The 22,061-nt window shown below is 69.3% G+C and carries 19 protein-coding genes; 6 read left to right on the top strand and 13 right to left on the bottom strand.

Annotated features, from left to right (window positions below; genetic code table 11):
* Positions 1 to 138 precede the first annotated feature (138 nt).
* The 8 genes from ABZT17_RS41430 to ABZT17_RS41395 all read right to left on the bottom strand — a co-directional run bounded on the left by ABZT17_RS41430 (position 139) and on the right by ABZT17_RS41395 (position 7,832).
* Positions 139 to 753, bottom strand: coding sequence for a response regulator transcription factor (locus tag ABZT17_RS41430; protein WP_356357306.1), 615 nt, complete (start codon positions 751 to 753; stop codon positions 139 to 141).
* On the bottom strand, positions 750 to 1,940 hold the full coding sequence (locus ABZT17_RS41425; RefSeq protein WP_356357308.1) for a histidine kinase: 1,191 nt from the start codon (positions 1,938 to 1,940) through the stop codon (positions 750 to 752). Before ABZT17_RS41425 ends, ABZT17_RS41430 begins: the two co-directional genes overlap by 4 nt.
* Before the next feature lie 5 nt (positions 1,941 to 1,945).
* Entirely contained in the window at positions 1,946 to 2,695 is a 750-nt protein-coding gene (locus tag ABZT17_RS41420) for an ABC transporter permease (protein WP_356357304.1), read from the bottom strand.
* On the bottom strand, positions 2,695 to 3,621 hold the full coding sequence (locus tag ABZT17_RS41415) for an ABC transporter ATP-binding protein (protein WP_356357302.1): 927 nt from the start codon (positions 3,619 to 3,621) through the stop codon (positions 2,695 to 2,697). The genes ABZT17_RS41420 and ABZT17_RS41415 overlap by 1 nt, the downstream gene beginning before the upstream one ends.
* Before the next feature lie 127 nt (positions 3,622 to 3,748).
* Positions 3,749 to 6,199, bottom strand: a complete 2,451-nt coding sequence (locus ABZT17_RS41410) for a hypothetical protein (protein WP_356357300.1) — start codon at positions 6,197 to 6,199, stop codon at positions 3,749 to 3,751.
* 154 nt (positions 6,200 to 6,353) lie between these two features.
* Positions 6,354 to 6,764 carry a DUF6113 family protein gene (locus tag ABZT17_RS41405; protein ID WP_356357299.1) on the bottom strand — a complete coding sequence of 137 codons (411 nt, stop codon included), beginning with the start codon at positions 6,762 to 6,764 and terminating at the stop codon, positions 6,354 to 6,356.
* Positions 6,761 to 7,618 carry an N-acetyl-1-D-myo-inositol-2-amino-2-deoxy-alpha-D-glucopyranoside deacetylase gene (gene mshB / locus ABZT17_RS41400; protein ID WP_356357297.1) on the bottom strand — a complete coding sequence of 286 codons (858 nt, stop codon included), beginning with the start codon at positions 7,616 to 7,618 and terminating at the stop codon, positions 6,761 to 6,763. Before mshB ends, ABZT17_RS41405 begins: the two co-directional genes overlap by 4 nt.
* Positions 7,619 to 7,637: 19 nt before the next feature.
* Positions 7,638 to 7,832 (bottom strand): hypothetical protein, encoded by a 195-nt coding sequence (locus tag ABZT17_RS41395; RefSeq protein ID WP_058923418.1) that lies wholly within the window; start codon positions 7,830 to 7,832, stop codon positions 7,638 to 7,640.
* A 188-nt stretch (positions 7,833 to 8,020) separates the two neighbouring features.
* On the opposite strand from ABZT17_RS41395, the gene ABZT17_RS41390 reads away from it, so the two are divergent.
* Positions 8,021 to 10,141, top strand: coding sequence for a prolyl oligopeptidase family serine peptidase (locus tag ABZT17_RS41390; protein WP_356357295.1), 2,121 nt, complete (start codon positions 8,021 to 8,023; stop codon positions 10,139 to 10,141).
* A 128-nt stretch (positions 10,142 to 10,269) separates the two neighbouring features.
* Here ABZT17_RS41390 and ABZT17_RS41385 read toward each other — a convergent pair whose 3' ends face one another.
* The 5 genes from ABZT17_RS41385 to ABZT17_RS41365 all read right to left on the bottom strand — a co-directional run bounded on the left by ABZT17_RS41385 (position 10,270) and on the right by ABZT17_RS41365 (position 15,990).
* Complete coding sequence (locus tag ABZT17_RS41385; protein WP_356357293.1) at positions 10,270 to 11,328, bottom strand: dipeptide ABC transporter ATP-binding protein; 1,059 nt, start codon at positions 11,326 to 11,328, stop codon at positions 10,270 to 10,272.
* The gene (locus ABZT17_RS41380; RefSeq protein ID WP_356357292.1) at positions 11,321 to 12,295 is read right to left on the bottom strand and encodes an ABC transporter ATP-binding protein; all 975 of its coding nucleotides are present in this window, start codon (positions 12,293 to 12,295) and stop codon (positions 11,321 to 11,323) included. Before ABZT17_RS41380 ends, ABZT17_RS41385 begins: the two co-directional genes overlap by 8 nt.
* Positions 12,296 to 12,458: 163 nt before the next feature.
* Positions 12,459 to 13,436 carry an ABC transporter permease gene (locus tag ABZT17_RS41375; protein ID WP_356357290.1) on the bottom strand — a complete coding sequence of 326 codons (978 nt, stop codon included), beginning with the start codon at positions 13,434 to 13,436 and terminating at the stop codon, positions 12,459 to 12,461.
* Positions 13,429 to 14,352 carry an ABC transporter permease gene (locus ABZT17_RS41370; RefSeq protein WP_356357289.1) on the bottom strand — a complete coding sequence of 308 codons (924 nt, stop codon included), beginning with the start codon at positions 14,350 to 14,352 and terminating at the stop codon, positions 13,429 to 13,431. Before ABZT17_RS41370 ends, ABZT17_RS41375 begins: the two co-directional genes overlap by 8 nt.
* 6 nt (positions 14,353 to 14,358) lie before the next feature.
* Positions 14,359 to 15,990, bottom strand: coding sequence for an ABC transporter substrate-binding protein (locus ABZT17_RS41365; RefSeq protein ID WP_356357287.1), 1,632 nt, complete (start codon positions 15,988 to 15,990; stop codon positions 14,359 to 14,361).
* Positions 15,991 to 16,400: 410 nt separating this feature from the next.
* Between ABZT17_RS41365 and ABZT17_RS41360 the strand changes: the two genes are divergently transcribed.
* From ABZT17_RS41360 to ABZT17_RS41340, 5 genes are all read left to right on the top strand, one after another.
* Positions 16,401 to 17,429 (top strand): ABC transporter permease, encoded by a 1,029-nt coding sequence (locus tag ABZT17_RS41360; RefSeq protein ID WP_356357285.1) that lies wholly within the window; start codon positions 16,401 to 16,403, stop codon positions 17,427 to 17,429.
* 73 nt (positions 17,430 to 17,502) lie between these two features.
* Entirely contained in the window at positions 17,503 to 19,290 is a 1,788-nt protein-coding gene (locus ABZT17_RS41355) for an ABC transporter substrate-binding protein (protein WP_356357283.1), read from the top strand.
* A 79-nt stretch (positions 19,291 to 19,369) separates the two neighbouring features.
* On the top strand, positions 19,370 to 20,350 hold the full coding sequence (locus ABZT17_RS41350; RefSeq protein ID WP_356357281.1) for an ABC transporter permease: 981 nt from the start codon (positions 19,370 to 19,372) through the stop codon (positions 20,348 to 20,350).
* A 12-nt stretch (positions 20,351 to 20,362) separates the two neighbouring features.
* Positions 20,363 to 21,388: an ABC transporter ATP-binding protein gene (locus tag ABZT17_RS41345; protein ID WP_356357279.1), complete on the top strand. Its 1,026-nt coding sequence runs from the start codon at positions 20,363 to 20,365 to the stop codon at positions 21,386 to 21,388.
* Between the two features lie 26 nt (positions 21,389 to 21,414).
* Positions 21,415 to 22,061 (top strand): dipeptide/oligopeptide/nickel ABC transporter ATP-binding protein (locus ABZT17_RS41340; protein ID WP_356357278.1); only part of this gene is annotated, 647 nt, incomplete at its 3' end.

The following is a 22,061-nucleotide window of genomic DNA, read 5'->3' as shown; positions in this document are numbered from 1 at the left end:
CGGTCGCGAGGGTGTCCAGGTTGTTCGTCACACAACGATCTTGGACACCCTCGTTCACGTCTCTACGGGCACCCCTTGGAATCGATCATCTAGGGTCCCCGGCGCCGGTACGGGGGTGCGGAGCGCGGGTTCGGGGGTTCACAGCCAGCCCTTCTCCCGTGCGATCCGTACCGCTTCGGCCCGGTTGCGCACCGCCAGCTTCTGGATCGCCGTGGAGAGGTAGTTCCGTACCGTGCCCTGGGACAGATGGAGCGCCGTCGCCAGTTCCGCGTTGGTCGAGCCGTCGGCCGCCGCGCGCAGGACCTCGCGTTCGCGGTCCGTCAGCGGGTTGGCGCCCTCGGCGAGGGCCGCCGCCGCCAGGGTGGGGTCGATGACGCGTTCGCCGGCCAGGACCTTCCGTACCGCTGCCGCGAGTTGGGCCGCCGGGGCGTCCTTGACCAGGAAGGCGTCGGCTCCCGCCTCCATCGCCGTACGGAGGTAGCCGGGGCGGCCGAAGGTGGTGAGGACGACCAGTTTCACCGCCGGGAGTGCCTTGTGGACCTGGGCCGCCGCCTCGATGCCGGTGCAGCCCGGCATCTCGATGTCGAGGAGGGCCACGTCCACGTCGTGCTGCCGCACCGCCGCCAGCACCTCGTCGCCGCGCGCCACCTGGGCGACGACCTCGATGTCGGGCTCCAGGCCGAGCAGGGCGGCCAGTGCCTCGCGGACCATCGACTGGTCCTCGGCGAGCAGCACCTTGATCGTAGGGCTCATGCCCCGGATCCTACGGGCGCCGGGACCCCCGCGGGGACGCGGGCGACCAGGCGGAAACCGTGCTTGGTACGGCCTGCCTCCAGGGTGCCGCCCGCCTTCTCCAGGCGTTCGGTGAGGCCGGTCAGACCGTTGCCGGGGCCCTTGCCGGAGCCGCCCGAGCCGTTGTCCTCGACGGAGAGTTCGAGGAACTGGCCGTCCAGGGTCTGGCGGCGCAGGACCTCCACCGTGCAGCGGCTCGCCCCGCTGTGCCGTACGACGTTGGTGACCGCCTCGCGCAGCGCCCAGGCGAGGGCGGTCTCGCTCTCCTCGGGGATGCCGGTGAGGTCGGGTTCGGCCGGGAGCTCGGCGACGACGGAGGCCGCGGTCAACGCGACCTGCGCCCCTGCCAGTTCGTCGGACAGACGGGTGCGGCGATAGCCGGAGACGGCCGCGCGGACGTCGACGAGGGCCTGGCGGCTGACCTGTTCGATGTCGGCGACCTGCTGGGCCGCCTTCTCCGGGTGGTCGGGGAGCATACGGCCCGCCAGTTCGCTCTTCAGCGTGATGAGGGAGAGGGAGTGGCCGAGGAGGTCGTGCAGATCCCGGGCCAGGCGCAACCGCTCCTCGTTGGCGGCCAGTTGGGCGACCGTGGCGCGGGCCTTGCGCAACTCGACGGTCGTGCGCACCAGTTGCTTCACACCCGTCATCGCGTACCCCAGGAGCACCACCACCAGGAGCAGGCTCCAGTCGTGGACGCGGCTGTGCAGGCCCACGAGGAGCATCGCGGCCGCGTTGACCGGGATCGCCCAGTACGCGATCCGGACGGGCAGGGTCGCGCCGCAGGTGACGGAGACGTACACGAACAGACCGATCCAGTGGCCGCCCAGGGTGAGGCACAGGACGACGGCGAGCGCGCCGAGCGCCCCGACGAGCCATACGACCACGGGTCCGCGGAACGGCCGGCCCATGTTGCGGAAGACCAGCGTCACATAGGTCGCGACGAAGGCCGCGAGGCCCGCCCAGCCGGCCACGGTCGCGGCCGGCGTGTGGTGGCCGGCGGCCAGGTCCTGCACCGGTGCGCCGAGGAAGATCAGCCAGGGGGCGATCCACAGCGCCTTGCGCAGGGCCTCACTCGTGGTGCGGGGCGGCTGACCGATGCGCGTCAGCTGTTCCGGCCGGGCGTCCGGCGGCAGCGTGTCGTCCGTCATCGTGCTCACGCCTTCAGCGTGTCCTTCCGGTACAGCCAGGCCGCGCCGCCCGCGAAGAGCAGGAAGAAGGCGACGAGGATGGCGATGTCCTGGGTGTGGGGGGCCTGGCTCTGCTCGATGGCCCGTCCGAGGGCAGCGTACGCGTGCGTGGGCAGCCACTTGGCGATGTCCTGCAGCCAGGCGGGGAAGGTCGAGGACGGCATCCACAGGCCGCCGAGGATCGACAGACCGAAGTAGACGATCATCGTGATCGGGCGGACCGCGTCCCCGGAGGCGAGGTAGCCGATGGCGACGCCGAGCGCGGCGAACACGAAGCTGCCCGCCCAGATCGCACCGGTGAGCGCGAACCACTGCCAGGCGTCGAGCCGTACGTCCTTCACGGCCGCGGCGACCAGGAAGACCACCACGATGGACGGCAGGCTCACCACGGCCGCGCCGGCGGTCTTGGCGAGGACGTATCCGCGCCCGGGCAGCGGGGTCAGCCTGAGCTGCCGTACCCAGCCGCCCTCCCGCTCCTTGGCGATGCGCTCGCTGTTGCCCATCAGGACGGCGGTCAGCGCGCCGAAGGAGGCCATGGAGACCATGACGTACTTGGCGACGCTCAGGCCGGAGCCGTCGACATTGCCGGTCTGGTTGGAGACCAGCAGGAAGATCACCGAGGGGTAGATCACCGAGAAGAACAGGAACTTCCGGTTGCGCAGGGCCCGGGTGAGCTCCAGCTTGATCAGGCTCCGCGAAGCAAATGTGTTCCGCATTACTGCTTGGCCTCCTCGGCGGTGGTGATGGCGACGAAGGCCTGCTCCAGGCCGAGCCCGGCGACTTCGAGGTTGCGGGGGTAGACGCCGAGGCCGTAGAGGGCGTGGACGGTCGCGTCGGCGTCGCTGGACTGGATGCGGACGGTCTGGCCGGAAATGTCGATGGAGGTGAGGAAGGGCAGCGCCCGGATCGGTGCCTCGTCGATGGCGCCCTCCAGGTCGAACGACACCCTGCGCGCCCCTGCCTTCGCCTTGATCTCGGCCGCGGTGCCGTCGGCCAGCAGCCGGCCCCGGTGCAGGACCAGCACGCGGTCGGCGATCGCGTCGGCCTCCTCCAGGTAGTGGGTCGCGAACAGCACGGTCCGCCCCTGGTCGGCCTGCTCGCGCATGGTGGCCCAGAAGGCCTGGCGGGCCGAGACGTCCATGCCGGTGGTCGGCTCGTCCAGCACGATCAGATCGCTGTCACCGGCCGTGGCCAGGGCGAAGCGGACACGCTGGGCCTGTCCGCCGGAGAGCTTGTTGACCTTGCGGTCGGCGATCTGGGTGATGCCGGCACGGGCGAGGACGTCGTTCACCTTGTACGGCTTCGGGTGCAGCGCGCAGCCGAGCTTCACCAGCTCCGCGACCGTGACCTCGTCCATCAGCCCGCCGCTCTGCAGCATGGCGCCCACCCGCCCGGCGACGATGGCCTCGCGGGGGCTGGTGCCGAAGACGCGGACGGTGCCGCTGTCGGCGTGCTTGAGGCCGAGCAGCAGATCGAGCGTGGTGGACTTGCCGGCCCCGTTGGGCCCCAGCAGGGCCACGGTCTCGCCCGGGTGCAGCGTGAGGCTCAGCCCGTCGACGGCCCGCACGGTCCCGTAGGTCTTGCTCACCTGGTCGAAGCCGACCACCGGGGTGGCGGTGGCCGCTGTGGCTGTCGTCGTCATGTCATCCATGGTGACCTCGAACACCCAGGTCGGGGCAGTGTCGGCGGTCCTGGGTGGCGGATGACAGATGTCATACGCGAAGAGGGCACCCGGCGCGGTGCCGGGTGCCCTCTTCTGGTGCGCTACGTCAGCTCGGGTTGGTCTGGATGATCCCGACCCGGTCGGTCTTGCTCAGCAGGGCCTGACGCAGGGCGACGTAGACGTCCTGCGGGGTGACGGCGGTCTTCTTGCCGGTGCCTCGGGTGATCAGGACGCCGTCGAACGCGTTGCCGTAGAGGTTCTTGAGCGCGGTCAGGTCGGGGCTGTCGACCAGCTTGCCGTCCACGGCCTTGACCTTCAGGAACTTCCACAGGGAGTTCTGCGGGCTGAAGGAGACCGGGGAACCCCCGGCGTCCGCCTTGACCGTGACGAGCCCCGACATCGCCGGCTCCGCGAAGGCCTTCATCTCGCGGTCGACCTCGGCGTTGGTGATCGTCGGCTGCTGGGTGGTGGTGACGACCGCGACCGGGGCGGTGGAGTCCGTCTCCACCTGGTCGCGGTACGCCGCCTCGACCGCCTGGACCGACTTGGCGGCGTCGATGCCCTTGCCCGCCTTGCCGTAGACGGCGACGGCCTTGCCGGAGGTGAACTTGATCGTGCCGTCGGTCAGCGTGCCGGAGTCACCGGCCGCGGACTGCAGGGCCGCGGTCAGCTTCTCCTCGTCGACCGGCATGACCGGGTCGACGACCCGGTGGTTGCCGAAGAGGGAGCCGATGACGGAGATCGGGTTGTAGTCGGCCTGCGCGGCGGCGGAGACCGTGGACTGCTCGTCGAACTGGAGCCCTGCCTGGTCCGGCTTGAGCTCGACGGTCCTGCCGCCGACGGACAGCTTCAGCGGTTTGTTCACTCGGTCGCCGAAGGCCGCGTCCAGCTTCTTGACGGCGTCGTCACGGGTACCGCCGCCGATGTCGACACCGAGCACGGTGGTGCCCTTGGGCACGTCCGAGTGGTTCATCAGCAGGCCGGCGCCGTAGGCACCGACGCCCGCGACGACCACGACCCCGCCGAGCAGGACCAGCTTGTTGCGCCCCTTCTTCTTTTTCTTGGGGGTCGCTGACGCCTTCTGCGCCTTCGGCTCGGGCAGCTTCGGGGGCGTGTGCGGACCCGGCCCGTCGGGGCGCTCGTCCTGGCCGAAGGCGCCGGGCCCGAACGGGGAGCCGGAGCCGGGCGAGGCGACCGGCATACCGCTGGTGACGGTCTGTCCGGAGATGTTGTCCGGGGCCGGGTACCCACCGGAGCCGGGCCCGGGGGCCGGCTTCTGCGGGGTCAGGATCGCGGTGTCGTCGCTGAGACCGCCACCGGGGCCGAGACCCGCGCTCTGGGGGCCCGCGTGGATGCCGGAGCCGGGGCCGGGGGGGCCGCCCGCACCGGGGCCCCGAGGACCGGCGCCGTTGCCCGGGCCGGGGGCGAAGGGGTCGGCGCCCGGGCCGGCGGCGAAGGGGTCGGCGCCCGGGCCGGCGGCGAACGGGTCGGTGCCGGGGGCGAAGGGGGCCGTGTCCGCGCCCGGGCCGGCGGGTCCGGCGCTGATCGGAGGGATCCTCGGGCCGTCGCCGGTGACCGGGCCGCCGGTCGGGCCTGCCGGGCCCTGGGGGCCGCCCGGGCCGCCACGGCCGTTCGGCCCGTTGAAACCGCTGGCGCCACCCGGACCGCCGTAACCGCCTTGGAGGCTTTGGTCGTTTTGCGGGTTCTGTCCGTTCTGGGGGCCGTAGCCGTTCTGGGGGCCGCCGTCGCCCTCCGAGAAGAAGGGCAGGTCGTCACGGCGCGGCTCCCCGCTGCCGGGACGGGGGCCGTTGCCGCCCAGGGGGCCCGCGGCCAGCGCCTCGGTGACGTCGAAGGAGCCGGTGCCGCCGCCGTGGCCGGGAGCCACCGGACCGCCGGTCGCGCCGGGCAGCCCGGCGCCGTTGGTCTGGCCCGGTCGGGCGCCGCCGGCCCGGGAGCCGCCGGGCACGCTCATGGAGCCGACCACCCCACCGGGGCGTCCGGCACCCGGCCGCGCACCGCCGGGAAGACCCGCGCCGGGCCCGGAGGGACGCGCACCGCCCGCGCCGGGGGCCGCCGTGGCGCCCGCGCCGGGCGCACCCGGTGCCGGGGCACCCGAACCACCGGGCAGACCGGCCCCGTTGGTGGCGCCGCCGCCCTGACCGCCCTTGGCCGGGCCGGACTTGCGGGGCGCGAACCAGTCGCTGGCCTTCTCACCGGCCGCCGGGCCGGGCTCGGCCGGAGGCTCGACGGTGCTCATGGCCTGGGTCGCCCCCGGCGCCGGCAGCTCGGTCTCACCGGTCCGCTCGGAGCTCCCGGCGTCCGCCACCGGCGTCCGCACGACGACCGGCGGAATGGGCCGGGACCCGGGGATGTTGATCCGGATCCGGGTCGTCAGCGTGGTCTCGGTCTTGCGTTCCTCCGGCTGCGCGGCCGAACGGCCCGCGTCCGTACCGCCGTCGGAAACCGCAGGGGTGCCGTACGGCGGCGTGCCCGACGGATAGGCGGCTCCGTTGTGCCCGTTGGGCCCGGAGGACGGAGTGTCAGTTTCACGACTCAAGGCAGGTTCTCCCGGTTGGCTCCGCCGCCCGACATGACCTCACGGGCAGCTCGGCGGCGCGCACCACCATACTGGCCACTTCTGGCCCGTATCCCACGACCGCCGGGGAAACCCACACCGGACTCCCACGCGCGGTTAATGGCGAAGTGGTACGTCACTTGCCAAGTCGGACGTCACCGTCGTCAGGTTGCCATCCCTGGCCGATGGTGGCGCAGATCACAGCAACTGCCATACCGCCGAGGAGGAAGAGATACGAGCCGCCTCCCGCGCCGAACAGGAAGTCGCCCTCGGGGCGGCTGGCGGTGAGCAGGATGACGGCGATGATCCAGCCGGCCGCGGGCGCGACGGCACCGCCCCGGCTGCGCACGGCCCAGCCCCCGCCGAGGCAGAGCCCCGCCTCACCGGCGAGCGCCAGCAGCAGTCCCCCGGGGAACCACGCGGCCTGCACCAGCGCGCCGGCCGCCCCGACCACCGCGCCGAGCACCAGCAGTCCGATGTACAGCACGACCCGCCCCGGCGAGGGCGCCCGCAGCGGCTGGGCCAGCGCGGAACCGCGGTCGCTCATGACGCCTCCCCGGCACCGGCGAACAGGTCGGTCTCGCGCCCGGCTCCCGCACGGCCGCGCGCCAACTCGTAGTACTCGGTGGTGAAGAGGGGTTGCGCGAGTTCGTTCGAGAGCGCGAAGTACGGCTCCGCGACCTCGATCTGGGTCGCGTGCGCCCGCATCGCGGCGGCCTTGGCGGCGGCGTGCGCGGTGCCGTCGATCTCGGCGGTGACGCGGTCGCCGTCGACCACTCCGGGTACGTCCTCGATACGACCGGCCTTGGAGAAGGGCGAATCCGGCAGATCCTGCGCGAGCCGGGCGAAAGCGGCCTCGGCGACCGGCCGGGAGACCCGGTTCCAGTACACCTTGGGGATCTCCCAGCCGTCCGCCGCGGCCAGTTCCACGGCGCGCATCGCGACGCGGTGGGCCTGGATGTGGTCGGGGTGGCCGTAGCCGCCGTGGTCGTCGTAGGTGACGAGGACCTGGGGGCGCACCTCCAGGATCACCTCGACCAGTCGGCGGGCGGCGTCGTCGACGTCGGCCTGCCAGAAGCAGGCCGGGTCCTCGTTGTCGGGCAGGCCCATCATCCCGGAGTCCCGGTAGCGACCCGGGCCGCCGAGCTGACGGAAGTCGGTGACGCCGAGTGCGGCCATGGCGGCGGTGAGCTCGCCCAGGCGGTACTCCCCGAGGGCGGTTCCGGTCAGGTGCCGGAGCCCCGGCGGGATGACCTCGCCGAGTTCACCGAGGGTGCAGGTGACCAGGGTCACGTGGGCACCCTCGGCCGCGTACCTGGCCATGGTCGCGCCGTTGTTGATCGACTCGTCGTCCGGATGCGCGTGCACGAGCAGCAGACGACGGGCGGGGGATTCCGTCATGGCCCCCACCCTACGCACGTCAGAACTTGATGCTGCCGATCATGCTCGCGATGTTCGTCGTCAGATCGTTGATCGTGGGCGCGACCGTCGAGGAGGCGAGATAGAACCCCAGGAGGATGCAGACGACGGCATGCCCACCCTTCAGCCCTGACTTCTTGACCAGCAGGAAGACGACGATCGCCAGCAGCACCACCGCCGAAATCGAGAGTGCCACGGCGGATCACCTCCAAAGATCCCAAGAGCGCGGGGAGTCGGACCAAGGGGCAACAAAATCCTTGCGGACAAACCCACAAGGACCAGCAGGTTCATACCCACTATGCGCTAGTGATCATAACTATCCGGACCTGCGCATCGGTCGGCGCACGGCCGCACAAGGGGGCGCATGGCCAATATGGTCGGGGCATGACGACGACGTCCGACTCCTTCCCCCGCCGGTACGCCCGCACCCAGCGCTTCACGCTCGGCGCGCCCCGCGCTTTCACGGTGGCGCCCGACGGCGCCCGTGTCGTGTTCCTGCGCTCCACCTCCGGCACGGACAGGGCGAATTCACTGCGGGTCCTCGATCTGACGGACGGCGGGGAGCGCGTGGCGGCCGACCCGCGCGCCCTGCTGGACGGCACCGACGAAGAGCTCCCGCCCGAGGAGCGGGCGCGCCGCGAACGCAGCCGTGAGGGCGGTGCCGGCATCGTCGGCTACGCCACCGACGTGGACGTGGAGTTGGCGTCTTTCGCCTTGTCAGGACGGCTTTTCACGGCCGAGCTACGGGCCGGCACAGCACGTGAACTCCCGGTCCCCGGCCCGGTGATCGACCCGCGCCCCTCCCCCGACGGCCGCTTCGTCGCGTACGTCGCCCAGGGCGCCCTGCGTGTGGTCGGCGCCGAGGGCGAGGGGGAACGGGCCCTCGCGGAGCCGGAGTCGGCGGGTGTCACCTACGGTCTGGCCGAGTTCGTCGCGGCCGAGGAGATGGGGCGCTCGCGGGGCTTCTGGTGGTCGCCCGAGTCGGACCGGCTGCTGGTGGCGCGCGTGGACGACATGCCGGTACGGCGCTGGTGGATCTCCGACCCCGCCCATCCGGAACGTGACCCACAGCACGTGCCCTATCCGGCGGCGGGGACGGACAACGCGGACGTACGGCTGTTCGTGGTCGGCCTGGACGGGTCGCGCACGGAGGTCGTCTGGGACTGGGCGCGCTACCCGTACCTGGCGCATGTGCACTGGTCAGCGGCGGGTGCCCCGCTGCTCCTCGTCCAGGCCCGGGACCAGCGCGGCCAGCTCTTCCTGGCGGTGGACCCGGACACGGGCGCGACCCGGCTGGTGCACGCCGACGAAGATCCAGTTTGGCTGGATCTTTTCCCCGGAGTGCCCTGCTGGAGCCCCTCCGGGCAGCTCGTGCGGATCGCCGACGAGGGGGGCGCGCGCGTCCTCGCGGTGGGCGAACGCCCCCTGACCGGACCGCAGTTGCATGCGCGCGCCGTGCTGGACGTGACCGCCGAGGACGTGCTGGTCGCGGCGTCCGCCGGGGCGGCGGCCGAGTCCCCGGAGACCGGCGAGGTACACGTCTACCGGGTCAGCGAGCTCGGCCTGGAGCGCGTCTCGCAGGAGCCCGGCGTGCACTCGGCGGTGCGCGCCGGGGGCGTGACCGTGCTGGTGTCGGCGACGCCCGATCACGCGGGCGCCCAGGTGCGGGTGCTGCGGGACGGCAAGCCGGCGGCGACCATCCCCTCGTATGCCGAAGATCCCGGTATGTCCCCGCGCGTGACGCTCATCGAGGGGGGCGCACGGCGAATCCCGTGCGCCGTGCTCTTGCCGCGTGACTACGCCGGTGACACCTCCCTCCCGGTTCTGCTGGACCCGTACGGCGGCCCGCACGGCCAGCGGGTGGTCGCCGCACACAACCCGCATCTGACCTCGCAGTGGTTCGCCGACCAGGGGTTCGCGGTGGTCGTCGCCGACGGACGGGGCACCCCGGGCCGCTCCCCCGCCTGGGAGAAGGCGGTCCGCGACGATCTGGCCGAGGTGGTGCTCCAGGACCAGGTGGACGCCCTCCAGGCGCTCGCCGCCGACTTCCCGCTGGACCTCGGCCGGGTCGCCATCCGCGGCTGGTCCTTCGGCGGCTATCTGGCGGCCCTCGCGGCCCTGCGCCGCCCCGACGTCTTCCACGCGGCGGTGGTGGGCGCCCCGGTCACCGATCTGCGCCTCTACGACACCCACTACCAGGAGCGCTACCTCGGCCACCCGGACGAGCAGCCGGACGTCTACCGCCGCAACTCGCTGATCGACGACGACGGCCTGGTGGACGCGGCCGAGCCGCACCGCCCGATGATGATCATTCACGGCTTCGCCGACGACAACGTGGTGGTCGCCCACTCCCTGCGGCTGTCCTCGGCCCTGCTGGCCGCGGGCCGCCCGCACGAGGTCCTGCCGCTGTCCGGGGTGACCCATATGACCCCGCAGGAAGCGGTCGCGGAGAACCTGCTGCTGCTCCAGCTGGACTTCCTGAAGCGCTCGCTCGGGCCGGCATAAGCGCACAAACACCCATCAACCGCGTTAACACGCAGGCAACTTGGCCGACCCGATCCCGATATACGGACGCGTCAGTCTAATGAGCGTACGGCCGTGCGGGTGCCGTAAACGGACCGGGGTGCGCCATGTCACCCCGGTCCGTTGCCGTCCCACGGGGGTTCCTCCGGCGGCACGACCTGCTTCTCTTCCGCGAAGTGGCAAGCGGAGTCATGGGCGGCCGGACCGCTCGCGAGCCGGAACTCCGCCGGCACCGCGAGCAGCGGCACCTCCAGCGCGCACCGCTCCCGCGCCTTCCAGCAGCGGGTGCGGAAACGGCAGCCGGAGGGGATGTTCGCCGGCGAGGGCACGTCACCGGCGAGGATGATCCGCTCCCGGTGCTCCCGGGCCTCCGGGTCGGGCACGGGGACCGCGGAGAGCAGCGCCTGGGTGTAGGGGTGCGTCGGATGGTCGTAGATCTCCTCGTCCCTGCCGATCTCCACGATCCGGCCCAGGTACATCACCCCGACCCGGTCCGAGATGTGCCGGACGATCGACAGGTCGTGCGCGATGAAGACGTAACTCAGCTCGAACTCGCTCTGCAGGCTCGCCAGCAGGTTGATCACCTGGGCCTGCACGGAGACGTCGAGCGCGGAGACCGGCTCGTCGGCGACGATGATCTCGGGGCGCAGCGCCAGCCCCCGGGCGATGCCGATGCGCTGGCGCTGGCCGCCGGAGAACTGGTGCGGATAGCGGTTGATGTACTCGGGGTTGAGCCCGACCACGTCCAGCAGTTCCTGCACCTTCTTGCGCCGGTCGCCCTTGGGGGCCACCTCGGGGTGGATCTCGTACGGTTCCCCGATGATGTCGCCGACCGTCATCCGGGGGTTGAGGGAGGTGTACGGGTCCTGGAAGACCATCTGGATGTTGCGGCGGACCGACTTGAGCGCCTTGGCGGAGAGCCTGCCGATGTCCTCGCCCTTGTACTTGATCAACCCTTCGGTGGGCCGCTCGAGATTGACGAGCATCTTGGCGACGGTCGACTTTCCGCAACCGGACTCCCCGACGATGCCGAGGGTCTCACCCTTGTCGAGGGTGAAGTCGACACCGTCGACGGCCTTGACGGCTCCGACCTGTTTCTTGAACAGGATGCCCTGGGTCAGGGGATAGTGCTTGACCAGTCCACTCACTTCCAGGATCGGCTCAACCATTGAGGCACTCCCTCCAGAAGTGACAGGCGCTGCCCCGGTCCTCGTCAACCTCGTACAGAGGTGGCACGTCGGTGCGGCACACGTCTTGAGCCATGGGGCAGCGGGGGTTGAACGCGCAACCCGGAGGGATGTTCATCAAGTTGGGCGGCAATCCCTTGATCGCGTACAGCTCCTGCCCCTTCTGGTCGAGACGGGGGATGGAGTCGAGGAGCCCGCGTGTGTACGGATGGACCGGCGCCTTGTAGATGTCGTGCACCGGGGCCGTCTCGACGATCCGGCCGGCGTACATCACGGCGATCCGGTCGGCGACGTCGGCGACCACGCCGAGGTCGTGGGTGATGAGGATGAGCCCCATGTTGTACTCGCGCTGCAGATCCGCGAGCAGGTCCATGACCTGGGCCTGGACGGTGACGTCGAGGGCGGTGGTCGGCTCGTCGGCGATGATCAGCGCGGGCTCCAGGGCGAGCGCCATCGCGATCATGATGCGCTGGCGCATACCGCCGGAGAACTGGTGCGGATAGTCCCTGACCCGGGCCGCGGCGGCCGGGATGCGCACCCGGTCCATCAGCTCGACGGCCTTGGCCCGCGCGTCCTTCCTGGACATGCCCCGGTGCACGACGAACATCTCGCCGAGCTGGTCGCCCACGGAGAGCACGGGGTTCAACGACGACAGCGCGTCCTGGAAGATCATCGCCATCTCGGCGCCCCTGACCTTCCTCCGCTCCTCCTCCTTGAGCTTCAGCAGGTCCCTGCCCTGGAAGAGGATCTCGCCGCCCGTGATCCTCCCCGGCGGAATGTCGAGGATCCCCATCACCGCCTGCGCGGTCACCGACTTCCCCGACCCCGACTCCCCCAGCACGGCGAGCGTCTCCCCCGCGTCCACGCCGTAGTCGACCCCGTTGACCGCCCTGGCCACCCCGTCCCGGGTCCGGAACTCCACATGCAGATCACGCACTTCGAGCAACATGACGACGATTCACCTCAGCTTCGGGTCGAGGGCGTCGCGTACGAGGACGCCCCGCCGGGTGATGAAGGGATCCGGACCGCCTCGGTCCGCGCCGGACGGCGAGGCCGCTCGGCCACGGTTTGGGGCCACCCGCCGGCCGCACAGGTCCAGCGCCATGGTGGCCTCACCTCAGCTTCGGGTCGAGGGCGTCGCGGACCGCGTCGCCGAGCATGATGAAGGCGAGGACGGTGATGGCGAGGGCGCCGGCCGGCCACAGGAGCATGTGGGGGGCGTTGCGGATGTAGGGGGACGCGGCGGAGATGTCGATGCCCCAGCTGACGTTGGGGGGTTTGAGGCCCACGCCCAGGAAGGACAGGGTCGCCTCCAGGGCGATGTACGTGCCCAGTGCGATGGTCGCCACGACGATCACCGGGGCGACCGCGTTGGGCGCGATGTGGCGGAGCAGGACGCGGGAGTTGGAGGCGCCGAGGGAGCGGGCGGCCTGGACGTAGTCGTTCTGCTTGGCGGTGATGACGGCGCCGCGGCCGATGCGGGCGATCTGCGGCCAGCCCAGCAGCACGATGAAGCCGACGACCGGCCAGACCGTGTTGCTGGTGACGACCGAGAGCAGGACCAGGCCGCCGAGGACGACCGGGATCGCGAAGAAGATGTCGGCGATGCGGGACAGGATCGAGTCCCAGAAGCCGCCGAAGAACCCCGCGAGCCCGCCGAGGACCGAGCCGAGGATCGCGACCCCGAGCGTGGCGCAGACGCCGACCGTGACGGACGTACGGGTGCCGTAGACCGTGCGCGTGTAGACATCGCAGCCCTGGCCGTCGTAGCCGAAGGGATGGCCGGGCTGGGAGCCCTCCTGGGCCTTGGCGAGGTCGCACTTGAGGGGGCTCATCCAGGTGATCGCCGAGGGCCACAGTGAGATGAAGACCAGGAAGAGGATGATGACCCCGGAGATGAGGAAGACGGGGTTGCGGCGCAGGTCGCGCCAGGCGTCGGACCACAGGGAGCGGGGCTTTTCGGCGGTGCCGCCGGCGTCCGGTCCCCCGGGTGCCCGCTCCAGGGTCTCCGCCTCGTTCACGGCGAGGTCCATCGCGCCGCCCATGCCCGTGGAGGAGATGGCGCCCTCGGACTCGTACTGCTCAGGCATAGCGGATCCTCGGGTCGAGTACGGCGTACAGGAGGTCGACGAGCAGGTTGGCCACCAGGAAGACGAGGACGAGGACGGTCACGAAGCCGACGACCGTCTGGGTGTTCTGGCGCAGGATGCCCTGGTAGAGCTGGTAGCCGACGCCGTGGATGTTGAAGATCCGCTCGGTGACGATCGCGCCGCCCATCAGGGCGCCGATGTCGGTCCCGATGAAGGTGACCACCGGGATCAGGGAGTTGCGCAGCAGGTGGCGGATGGTCACCCGCCGCCGGGGCAGGCCCTTGGCGACGGCCGTGCGGACGTAGTCGGAGCGGCGGTTCTCCGCGATGGAGGTGCGGGTCAGCCGGGTGACGTAGGCGAGGGAGACGGAGGCCAGGACCAGGCCCGGCACGATCAGCTCGCCGAAGGTGGCGTCCGAGGACACCGACGGTTTGATCCAGCCCCACTCGACGCCGAGGAGCAGTTGGAGCAGGAGGCCGGTGACGAAGATGGGGACGGAGATGACGACGAGGGTGAGGAGGAGGACCGAGGTGTCGACGGGGTGGCCCCGGCGCAGCCCCGTGACGACCCCCAGCGGGATGCCGATGACGATCTCGAAGAAGATCGCGACGATCGTCAGCCGGATGGTGACGGGGAACGCCGTGGCCATCAGGTCGGTGACCTTCTGGCCGTTGAACGCGGTGCCGAAGTCACCGGTGAAGACGTTCCCCATGTAGGTCAGGTATTGCTGCCACACGGACTTGTCGAGCCCGAACTCCTTCTTCAGCTGGGCGGCCGTGGCCGGGTCGCACTGCCGCTCGCCGCACAGGCCCGCGATGGGGTCGCCCATCACGTTCACCATCAGGAAGATCAGCAGCGTGGCCCCGATGAACACCGGGATCATCTGGAGCAGACGCCGGACCACGTACCTGCCCATGGGAGCTCAGCCGACCTTGATCTCGTTGTAGACCGGCACGCTGAACGGGTTGAGGGCGACGTTGGAGAGCCGGTCGGACCAGCCCGCGCTGCCGTTCTGGTACCAGAGCGGGATGGCGGCCATGTTGTCGCGTACGACCTTCTCGGCGTCCTGGAAGAGCGAGATCGCCTTGGCGGTGTCGGTCTCCGAGTTGGCCTGGTTGACGAGGTTGTCGAAGTCCTTGTTGGACCACTTGCCGTCGTTGGAGGAGGCGTTGGTGTAGTAGAGCGGCTGCAGGAAGTTCTGGATGAGCGGGTAGTCCATCTGCCAGCCGGCCCGGAACGGGCCCGTCATCTTGTGCTGCCCGATCTGGTTGCGGAAGTCGGCGAAGGTGCCGACCGGGTTGCCGACGCAGGCCTTGTCGTTGCCGAGCGCGTTGTTGATGGAGTTGCACACGGCGTCCACCCACTCCTTGTGCGAGCCCGTGTCGGCGTTGTACGTGATCTTGACCTGGCCGCCGGGCAGTCCGCCGCCCTCCTGGACCAGCTTCTTCGCCTCGGTCGGGTTGTAGTCGCAGCCGTCGCCGCACAGCCCGTCCTGGAAGCCGCCCTTGGTACCGAGGACCGGTGAGGTCCAGTCGGTGGCCGGGGTGCGGGTCTTCTGGAAGATCGTCTCGGTGATCTGCTTGCGGTTGATCGCCATGGACAGGCCCTTGCGGACCTTCTCCGAGCCGCTCTTGTTCCAGGCGGGGTCGTAGAACGGGAAGGCGAGCGTCTGGATGATGCCGGCGGGGGTGTTCAGATACCGGCCCTGGAGGTCGCTCTTGACGTTCTTCAGCTGGGCCGCCGGGACGTCGTCGACCAGGTCGAGGTTGCCGGCCATCAGGTCGGTGTAGGCGGTGTTGTTGTCGGTGTAGACCTTGAGGTCCACTCCGCCGTTCTGCGCCTTGTCGTCGCCGGGGTAGGCGTCCCACTTCCTGAGGGACATCTTCGAGCCCTTGGTGTACGACTCGATGGTGTACGGGCCGTTGCCGACCGGCTTCTTGATCCAGCCCGCGTGGTCGGTGAAGAACGCCTGGGGCAGCGGGTCGTAGGCCGCGTAGCCGAGGGTGTCGGGGAAGGTCGAGAACTTCTGGCTGAGCTTGACGGTGAAGGTCTGCGGGCCGGTGACCTTCAGCCCGGACAGCGTGTCGGCGGTCTGCGTGCCGGTGTCCGGGTGGGTCTTGTCGTAGCCCTCGATGTACCCGAAGAAGTACGCGTTCTTCTGGTTGTTCTTCAGGCTCGCCCCGTAGTTCCAGGCGTCGACGAAGGACTTGGCGGTGACGGCCTCGCCGTTGCTGAACTTCCAGCCGCTCTTGACGGTGACCGTGAAGTTCTGCGAGTCCGTGCTGTCGATCTTCTCGGCGAGCATGTCCTGGGCCGCGCCGGTCTTCGGGTCGTACCGCTTGAGCCCGCGGAAGATCATGTCGAGGACCTTGCCGCCCTGCACCTCGTTGGTGTTGGCCGGCTCCAGCGGGTTCTGCGGGTCACCCCAGGAGGAGCTCAGCACCCCGCCGCTGCCACCACTGCCGCTGCTGCTCCCCCCGCCCCCGCAGGCCGTCGCGGCGAGCGCGACCGCCACCGCGCATGCGGCCCATCTGGCGTGCGTGGCTCCACGCATGGAGTGCCTCCTCAGGAATGCCAACCGTTACCGGTCAATATCAACTCAAAGGGGACGGGCCGCACACGAGCCGAGGCCATTCGGGGATCTTCCGTCCGGGGCGCAATGGATCTTCGCCATCCGATGCCGAAACGTTGGATGGTGACGGCGGGATGTACGGATTCCGATACACAGGCGTCCGCATATCGAACTCGTTGCCCGTTTCGCGAAGTTGGCCCGAATCCGGACACAGATCGATCACAGCACGCTACACGCGTAGCTACAGAATGACCAAGAAAAGGTAAAGAAAGTAAAGAGAAACCCAAGTCAAGCAAGAATTTATTGACCTTGAGCGAATTGCGTTGAAAAAGTCCCGGCGTAGCCCGTAGGGACCGCCCTGCGGAGTCCTTGACCACAGGGCACGGAGCATCATGACCCCCCCAACCCCTTCCCCGGCCGCCCCGCTCGAGGTGACCGACGAAGACAACGCGGCAGCGGCGAAGCCCTCCGTCCCCCAAGGCTCCGAGAGCCTGTCACCGGGACGGCTGGCCTGGATCCGCTTCAAGCGCGACCGGACGGGCCTCATATCCGCCTATGTGGTGATCTTCTTCTTCGTCGTCGGCATCGCCGCGCCGCTCATCGCCAAGCTGTACGGCAAGAACCCGTACACCACGTACGGCATGAACACCCCCGGCCTGCTGAACGAGTTCAACTTCCCGATCAGGCCCAACGGCGGCATCAGCTCCGACTTCTGGTTCGGCATCGAGCCGCAGCTCGGCCGGGACGTCTTCACCTTCCTGCTCTACGGCATGCGCAACTCGCTGCTGATCGCCACCGCCGCGACCCTGCTCACCACCCTGTTCGGTGTGGTCATCGGCATCACGGCCGGCTACCTCGGCGGCCGGACCGACTACCTCGTCGGCCGGGTGATCGACATCCTGCTGGCCTTCCCGCAGACCCTGTTCTTCATCGCGTTCTGGCCCGTGGTGCTGGCGATCTTCGTCGCCGCGGACGAGAACACCCCGGTCTGGCTGACCGTCGTCAGCCTCATCATCGTGATGACGGTCTTCGGCTGGGCCTCCATCGCACGTCTGCTGCGCGGCGAGGTGCTCGCCCTGCGCGAGCGCGAGTTCGTCGAGGCGGCCAAGGTGACCGGCGCCTCGCCGGCCCGGATCATATTCAAGGAACTGCTGCCCAACCTGTGGACGCCGATCCTCATCCAGGCGACCCTCCTGCTCCCTGCCTACGTGACCGCGGAAGCGGGTCTCGCCTTCCTCGGCGTCGGTCTGACGAACCCCACCCCCGACTGGGGCGTGATGATCCAGAACGGCGCCAACTACTACCAGGACGACATCACCTTCATGCTCTTCCCGGGCCTGTCGATGGTGATCTTCGTCGTGGCCTTCAACCTCCTCGGTGACTCGGTCCGCGACGCACTGGACCCGAAGACCAAGCACTGAGTCTTCCCACCGGCCCGGGCGACGGGGCCTGGCCGGTTCCCGCACCACCCTCCTCCACCAGAACGGGTCAGCCATGTCTCTCTCCCGCAGAAACTTCGTCATAGCCACCTCTGTCGCGGCCGCGGGCTCGACGCTGCTGTCCGCGTGCAGCAGCGGCAACGCGGGCGGGGGCAGCGGCAGCACTCCGAGCGACGGCGCCACCTCGTACACCGGCGCCAAGGTCACCGTGGGCACCAAGGAGGACTCCACCGGTCCGGCCCCGGAGATCGCGGGTGCGAAGAAGGGCGGCACGATCTACGGCCTCGCCCCGGACGACTTCTCCCACCTGGACCCGCAGCGCATCTACTACGCGTACAACTCGACCGTCGCGCTGCTGCTGCACCGCTGCCTGACCGGCTACAAGATCGACTCCAGCGGCCACCAGAAGCTGGTCGGCGACCTGGCCACCGACGCCGGCACCCCCTCCGCCGACAACAAGACCTGGACCTTCACGCTGAAGGAGGGTCTGAAGTGGGAGGACGGCACCGAGCTGACCGTCGAGGACGTGCGCCACGGCATCGAGCGCTCCTGGGCCTCGTTCGTCACCGAGGGCGCCAACTACGTCCAGTCCGCGCTGACGGGCAAGGGCGGCAAGTGGCGTGACGCGTACGAGGGTCCGTACAAGGGCAAGCACCTGGACTCGATCGTCACCGACAAGGCCAAGCGCACCATCACCTTCAAGCTGGCCGAGGCCAAGCCGGACTTCAACTTCACGCTGGCGATGCACTCCTACGCCGCGGTGTCCCCGAAGCTGGACACCAAGGAGAAGTACGACAAGAAGCCGGCCGCCTGCGGTCCGTACAAGATCAAGGCCCACACGACCGACAAGTCGATGGTCCTGACCCGCAACAAGTACTGGGACCCGGCGACGGACTCGATCCGCAACGCCTACCCGGACGGCTTCGAGTTCGACTTCGGCATCGAGACCCTGGACTCCACCGACCGCCTCATCGCGGACCAGGGCAAGGACCAGTACGCCGTCTCGATCTACAAGGGCGTCCCGGCCGAGCGCATCCAGAAGGTGCTCACCGACCCCGAGCTGAAGAAGCGCAGCTTCAACGGCCTGCTGACCGGCGTCTACTACTACGCGATCAACACCAAGCGCGTCACCGACCTGAAGGTCCGCCAGGCCCTCAACCACGCCTGGCCGCTGCAGCAGATCCGGCAGATCTACGGCGGCCCGTCCGCCGGCGACTTCGCGACCTCGATCCTCAGCCCCGACGTCATCGGCTACAAGAAGTACGACGTCTACGGCAAGCTCAAGACGCCGCAGGGCGACCCGGCCGCCGCGAAGAAGCTGCTGAAGGAGGCCGGCAAGGAGGGTATGAAGATCGTCTACGCGTACCCCCAGGACCCGACCTACGACAAGACCAAGGTCGTCATCGAGAACGCGCTGAAGGCGGCCGGCTTCACCCCGGTCATCAAGCCGGTCGACTCCACCTCGTACTACGACCAGATCCAGCAGATCGACAACAGCTACGACGTGATGTGGTTCGGCTGGTCCCCGGACTGGCCGACCGCCTACACCGTGGTCCAGCCGCTGTTCGACGGCGGGGCGATCGGCAACGGCATGAACAACATCTCGCAGACGAACATCCCCTGGATCAACGACGGCATCAAGAAGAACGCCGTCATCGCCGACCAGGCGAAGGCGGGCGAGGCCTGGCAGGCGCTGGACGAGCGGATCATGAAGGAGGTCGCGCCGATCATCCCGGAGACCTTCTCCCGCCGTTACTACGTCTACGGCTCCAAGGTCGGCGGCGCCCAGTTCGACCCGAACTTCTCCGCGACCCTGCTGTACAAGACCTTCGTGAAGGCCTGACGTACGACCCCTGGCGGGGCGGCCGGTGCCGCCCCGCCTTCTCACCCCCTACGGCATCCGTCAGGAAACCCCAACTGCCATGCTCCGCTTCCTCATCCGCCGGACTCTCGGCGCCGCTGTGATCCTGCTGATCATCAGCGCCCTGGTGTTCGTCCTGTTCTACGCCGCCCCGCGCGACCCCGCCCGTATCGCCTGCGGCAAGGTCTGCACTCCCGAGACCCTGGCACTGGTGAAGAAGAACCTGGGGATCGACCATCCGCTGCCCGTGCAGTACTGGGACTGGCTCAAGGGCCTGTTCGTGGGGCGTGACTACACCTCCTTCGGGCACTGCGACGCGCCGTGTCTCGGCTACTCCTTCCAGAACCGCGAGCCGGTCCTCAACACCATCCTGGACCGTTTCCCGGCCACGATCTCGCTGGCCCTGGGCAGCTCCGCGGTCTTCCTGGTGTTCGGCATCGGCACCGGCATGCTGGCGGCCGTCAAGCAGGGCAAGACCCTCGACAAGGTCGCGAGCTCCGCCTCGCTGATCGCGTCCTCGATGCAGATCTACGTCGTGGGCGTCTTCGCCACCTATCTCTTCGTCGACCAGCTGCACTGGCTGGACCGCGCCAACTACACGCCGTTCACGTCCGACCCGGCAGGATGGGCGAAGGGCCTGCTGGTGCCGTGGCTGGTGCTCTCGCTGATCTTCACCGCCAACTACACGCGTATGACGCGCTCCCAGATGGTGGAGTCGCTGAGCGAGGACTACGTCCGCACCGCCCGCGCCAAGGGCCTGTCCCGCCGGACGGTGTTCTTCCGCTTCGCCTGGCGCGGCGCCATGGGCCCGATCGTCACCATCTTCGGCCTCGACCTCGGCACCCTGCTGGGCGGCGCCATCATCACCGAGCAGACCTTCAGCATCCAGGGGCTCGGGCGCCTGTCGGTGAAGGCGGTCTCCACCAACGACCTGCCGATGCTGCTCGGCGTCGTCCTGGTCGCCGCGGCCGCGATCGTCGTCTTCAACATCGTCGTCGACGCCGTGTACGCCCTCATCGACCCGCGCGTGCGCCTCGCGTAAGGAGAGCGAACCATGAGCACCCCCTTCCTCTCCGTACGCGACCTGCGCGTCCACTTCTCCACCCATGACGGTGTCGTCAAGGCCGTCGACGGACTCTCCTTCGACGTGGAGAAGGGCCGGACCCTCGGCATCGTCGGCGAGTCCGGTTCCGGCAAGTCCGTGACCAACATGGCGATCCTGGGTCTGCACGACCCGCGCAACACCACGATGGACGGTGAGATCCTGCTCGACGGCAAGGAGCTCATCACCGCCGGCGAGCGTGAGCTGGAAGAGCTGCGCGGCAACAAGATGTCCATGATCTTCCAGGACGCGCTGGCCTCCCTGTCGCCGTACCACACCATCGGCGCGCAGATCGCCGAGACGTACCGCAAGCACACCGGCGCCTCCAAGAAGGAGGCCCGGGCGCGGGCGGTGGAGATGCTGAGGCGCGTCGGGATCCCCCAGCCGGACATCCGGGTGGACGACTATCCGCACCAGTTCTCCGGCGGTATGCGCCAGCGCGCGATGATCGCGATGGCCCTGGTCTGCGACCCGGAGCTGCTGATCGCCGACGAGCCGACGACCGCGCTGGACGTCACCGTGCAGGCCCAGATCATGGACCTGCTCAAGGATCTGCAGCAGGAGTTCGGCACCGCGATCATCTTCATCACGCACGACCTCGGGGTCATCGCCGACATCGCGGACGACGTGCTGGTGATGTACGGCGGCCGGTGTGTGGAGAAGGGCAGCAAGAAGGAGGTGCTCAGCACGCCGGAGCATCCCTACACGCTGGGGCTGCTCGGTTCGATGCCGAGTCTGGACGGGCCGGTGGACGTGCCGCTGTCCCCGATCCCGGGCTCGCCGCCCTCGCTGCTCAACCCGCCCTCGGGTTGCCGCTTCCACCCGCGGTGCCCCTTCGCCGAGAAGGTCTCCGGCGGACTCTGCTCCAGCGAGCGGCCCACGCTGGAGATCACGGACGGCCGGGGCTCGGCGTGTCACCTCACGCCCGGGCAGAAGCGCGAGCTCTTCGCCGACCACGCCACGGCGCGGATCAACTGACGTACACGAGACGGGACTTCACCACCATGAGCAGCACCACCCCCCTCCTGGACGTCAGCGGCCTGACCAAGCACTTCCCGGTCAAGGGCGGCTTCCCCGTCCGCCGTACGGTCGGCGCCGTCCAGGCCGTGGACGGCCTCGACTTCCAGGTCGCCGAGGGCGAGAGCCTGGGTCTGGTCGGCGAGTCGGGCTGCGGCAAGTCGACGACGGGCCGGCTGATCACCCGGCTCATGGAGCCGACGGCCGGCACGATCGCCTACCGCGGCCAGGACATCACGCACGCCACGCGCAAGGAACTGGCGCCGGTCCGCTCTGAGATCCAGATGATCTTCCAGGACCCGTACGCCTCCCTGAACCCCCGCCAGACCGTCGGCAAGATCATCGCCGGCCCGATGGAGATCAACGGCATCGAGCCGGAGGGCGGACGTGAGAAGAGGGTCCGCGAACTCCTGGAGATCGTGGGCCTCAACCCCGAGCACTTCAACCGCTTCCCGCACGAGTTCTCGGGCGGCCAGCGCCAACGCATCGGCGTAGCACGTGCCTTGGCCCTGGAACCGAAACTGATCGTCGCCGACGAACCGGTCTCCGCCCTGGACGTCTCCATCCAGGCCCAGGTGGTCAACCTCCTCCAGAAGGTCCAGCAGGAACTCGGCATCGCGTTCCTGTTCATCGC

This window comes from Streptomyces sp. NPDC005648 (assembly GCF_040605395.1).
Classification (GTDB): Bacteria; Actinomycetota; Actinomycetes; order Streptomycetales; family Streptomycetaceae; genus Streptomyces.
This window is presented reverse-complemented; position numbering and strand designations above follow the sequence as displayed.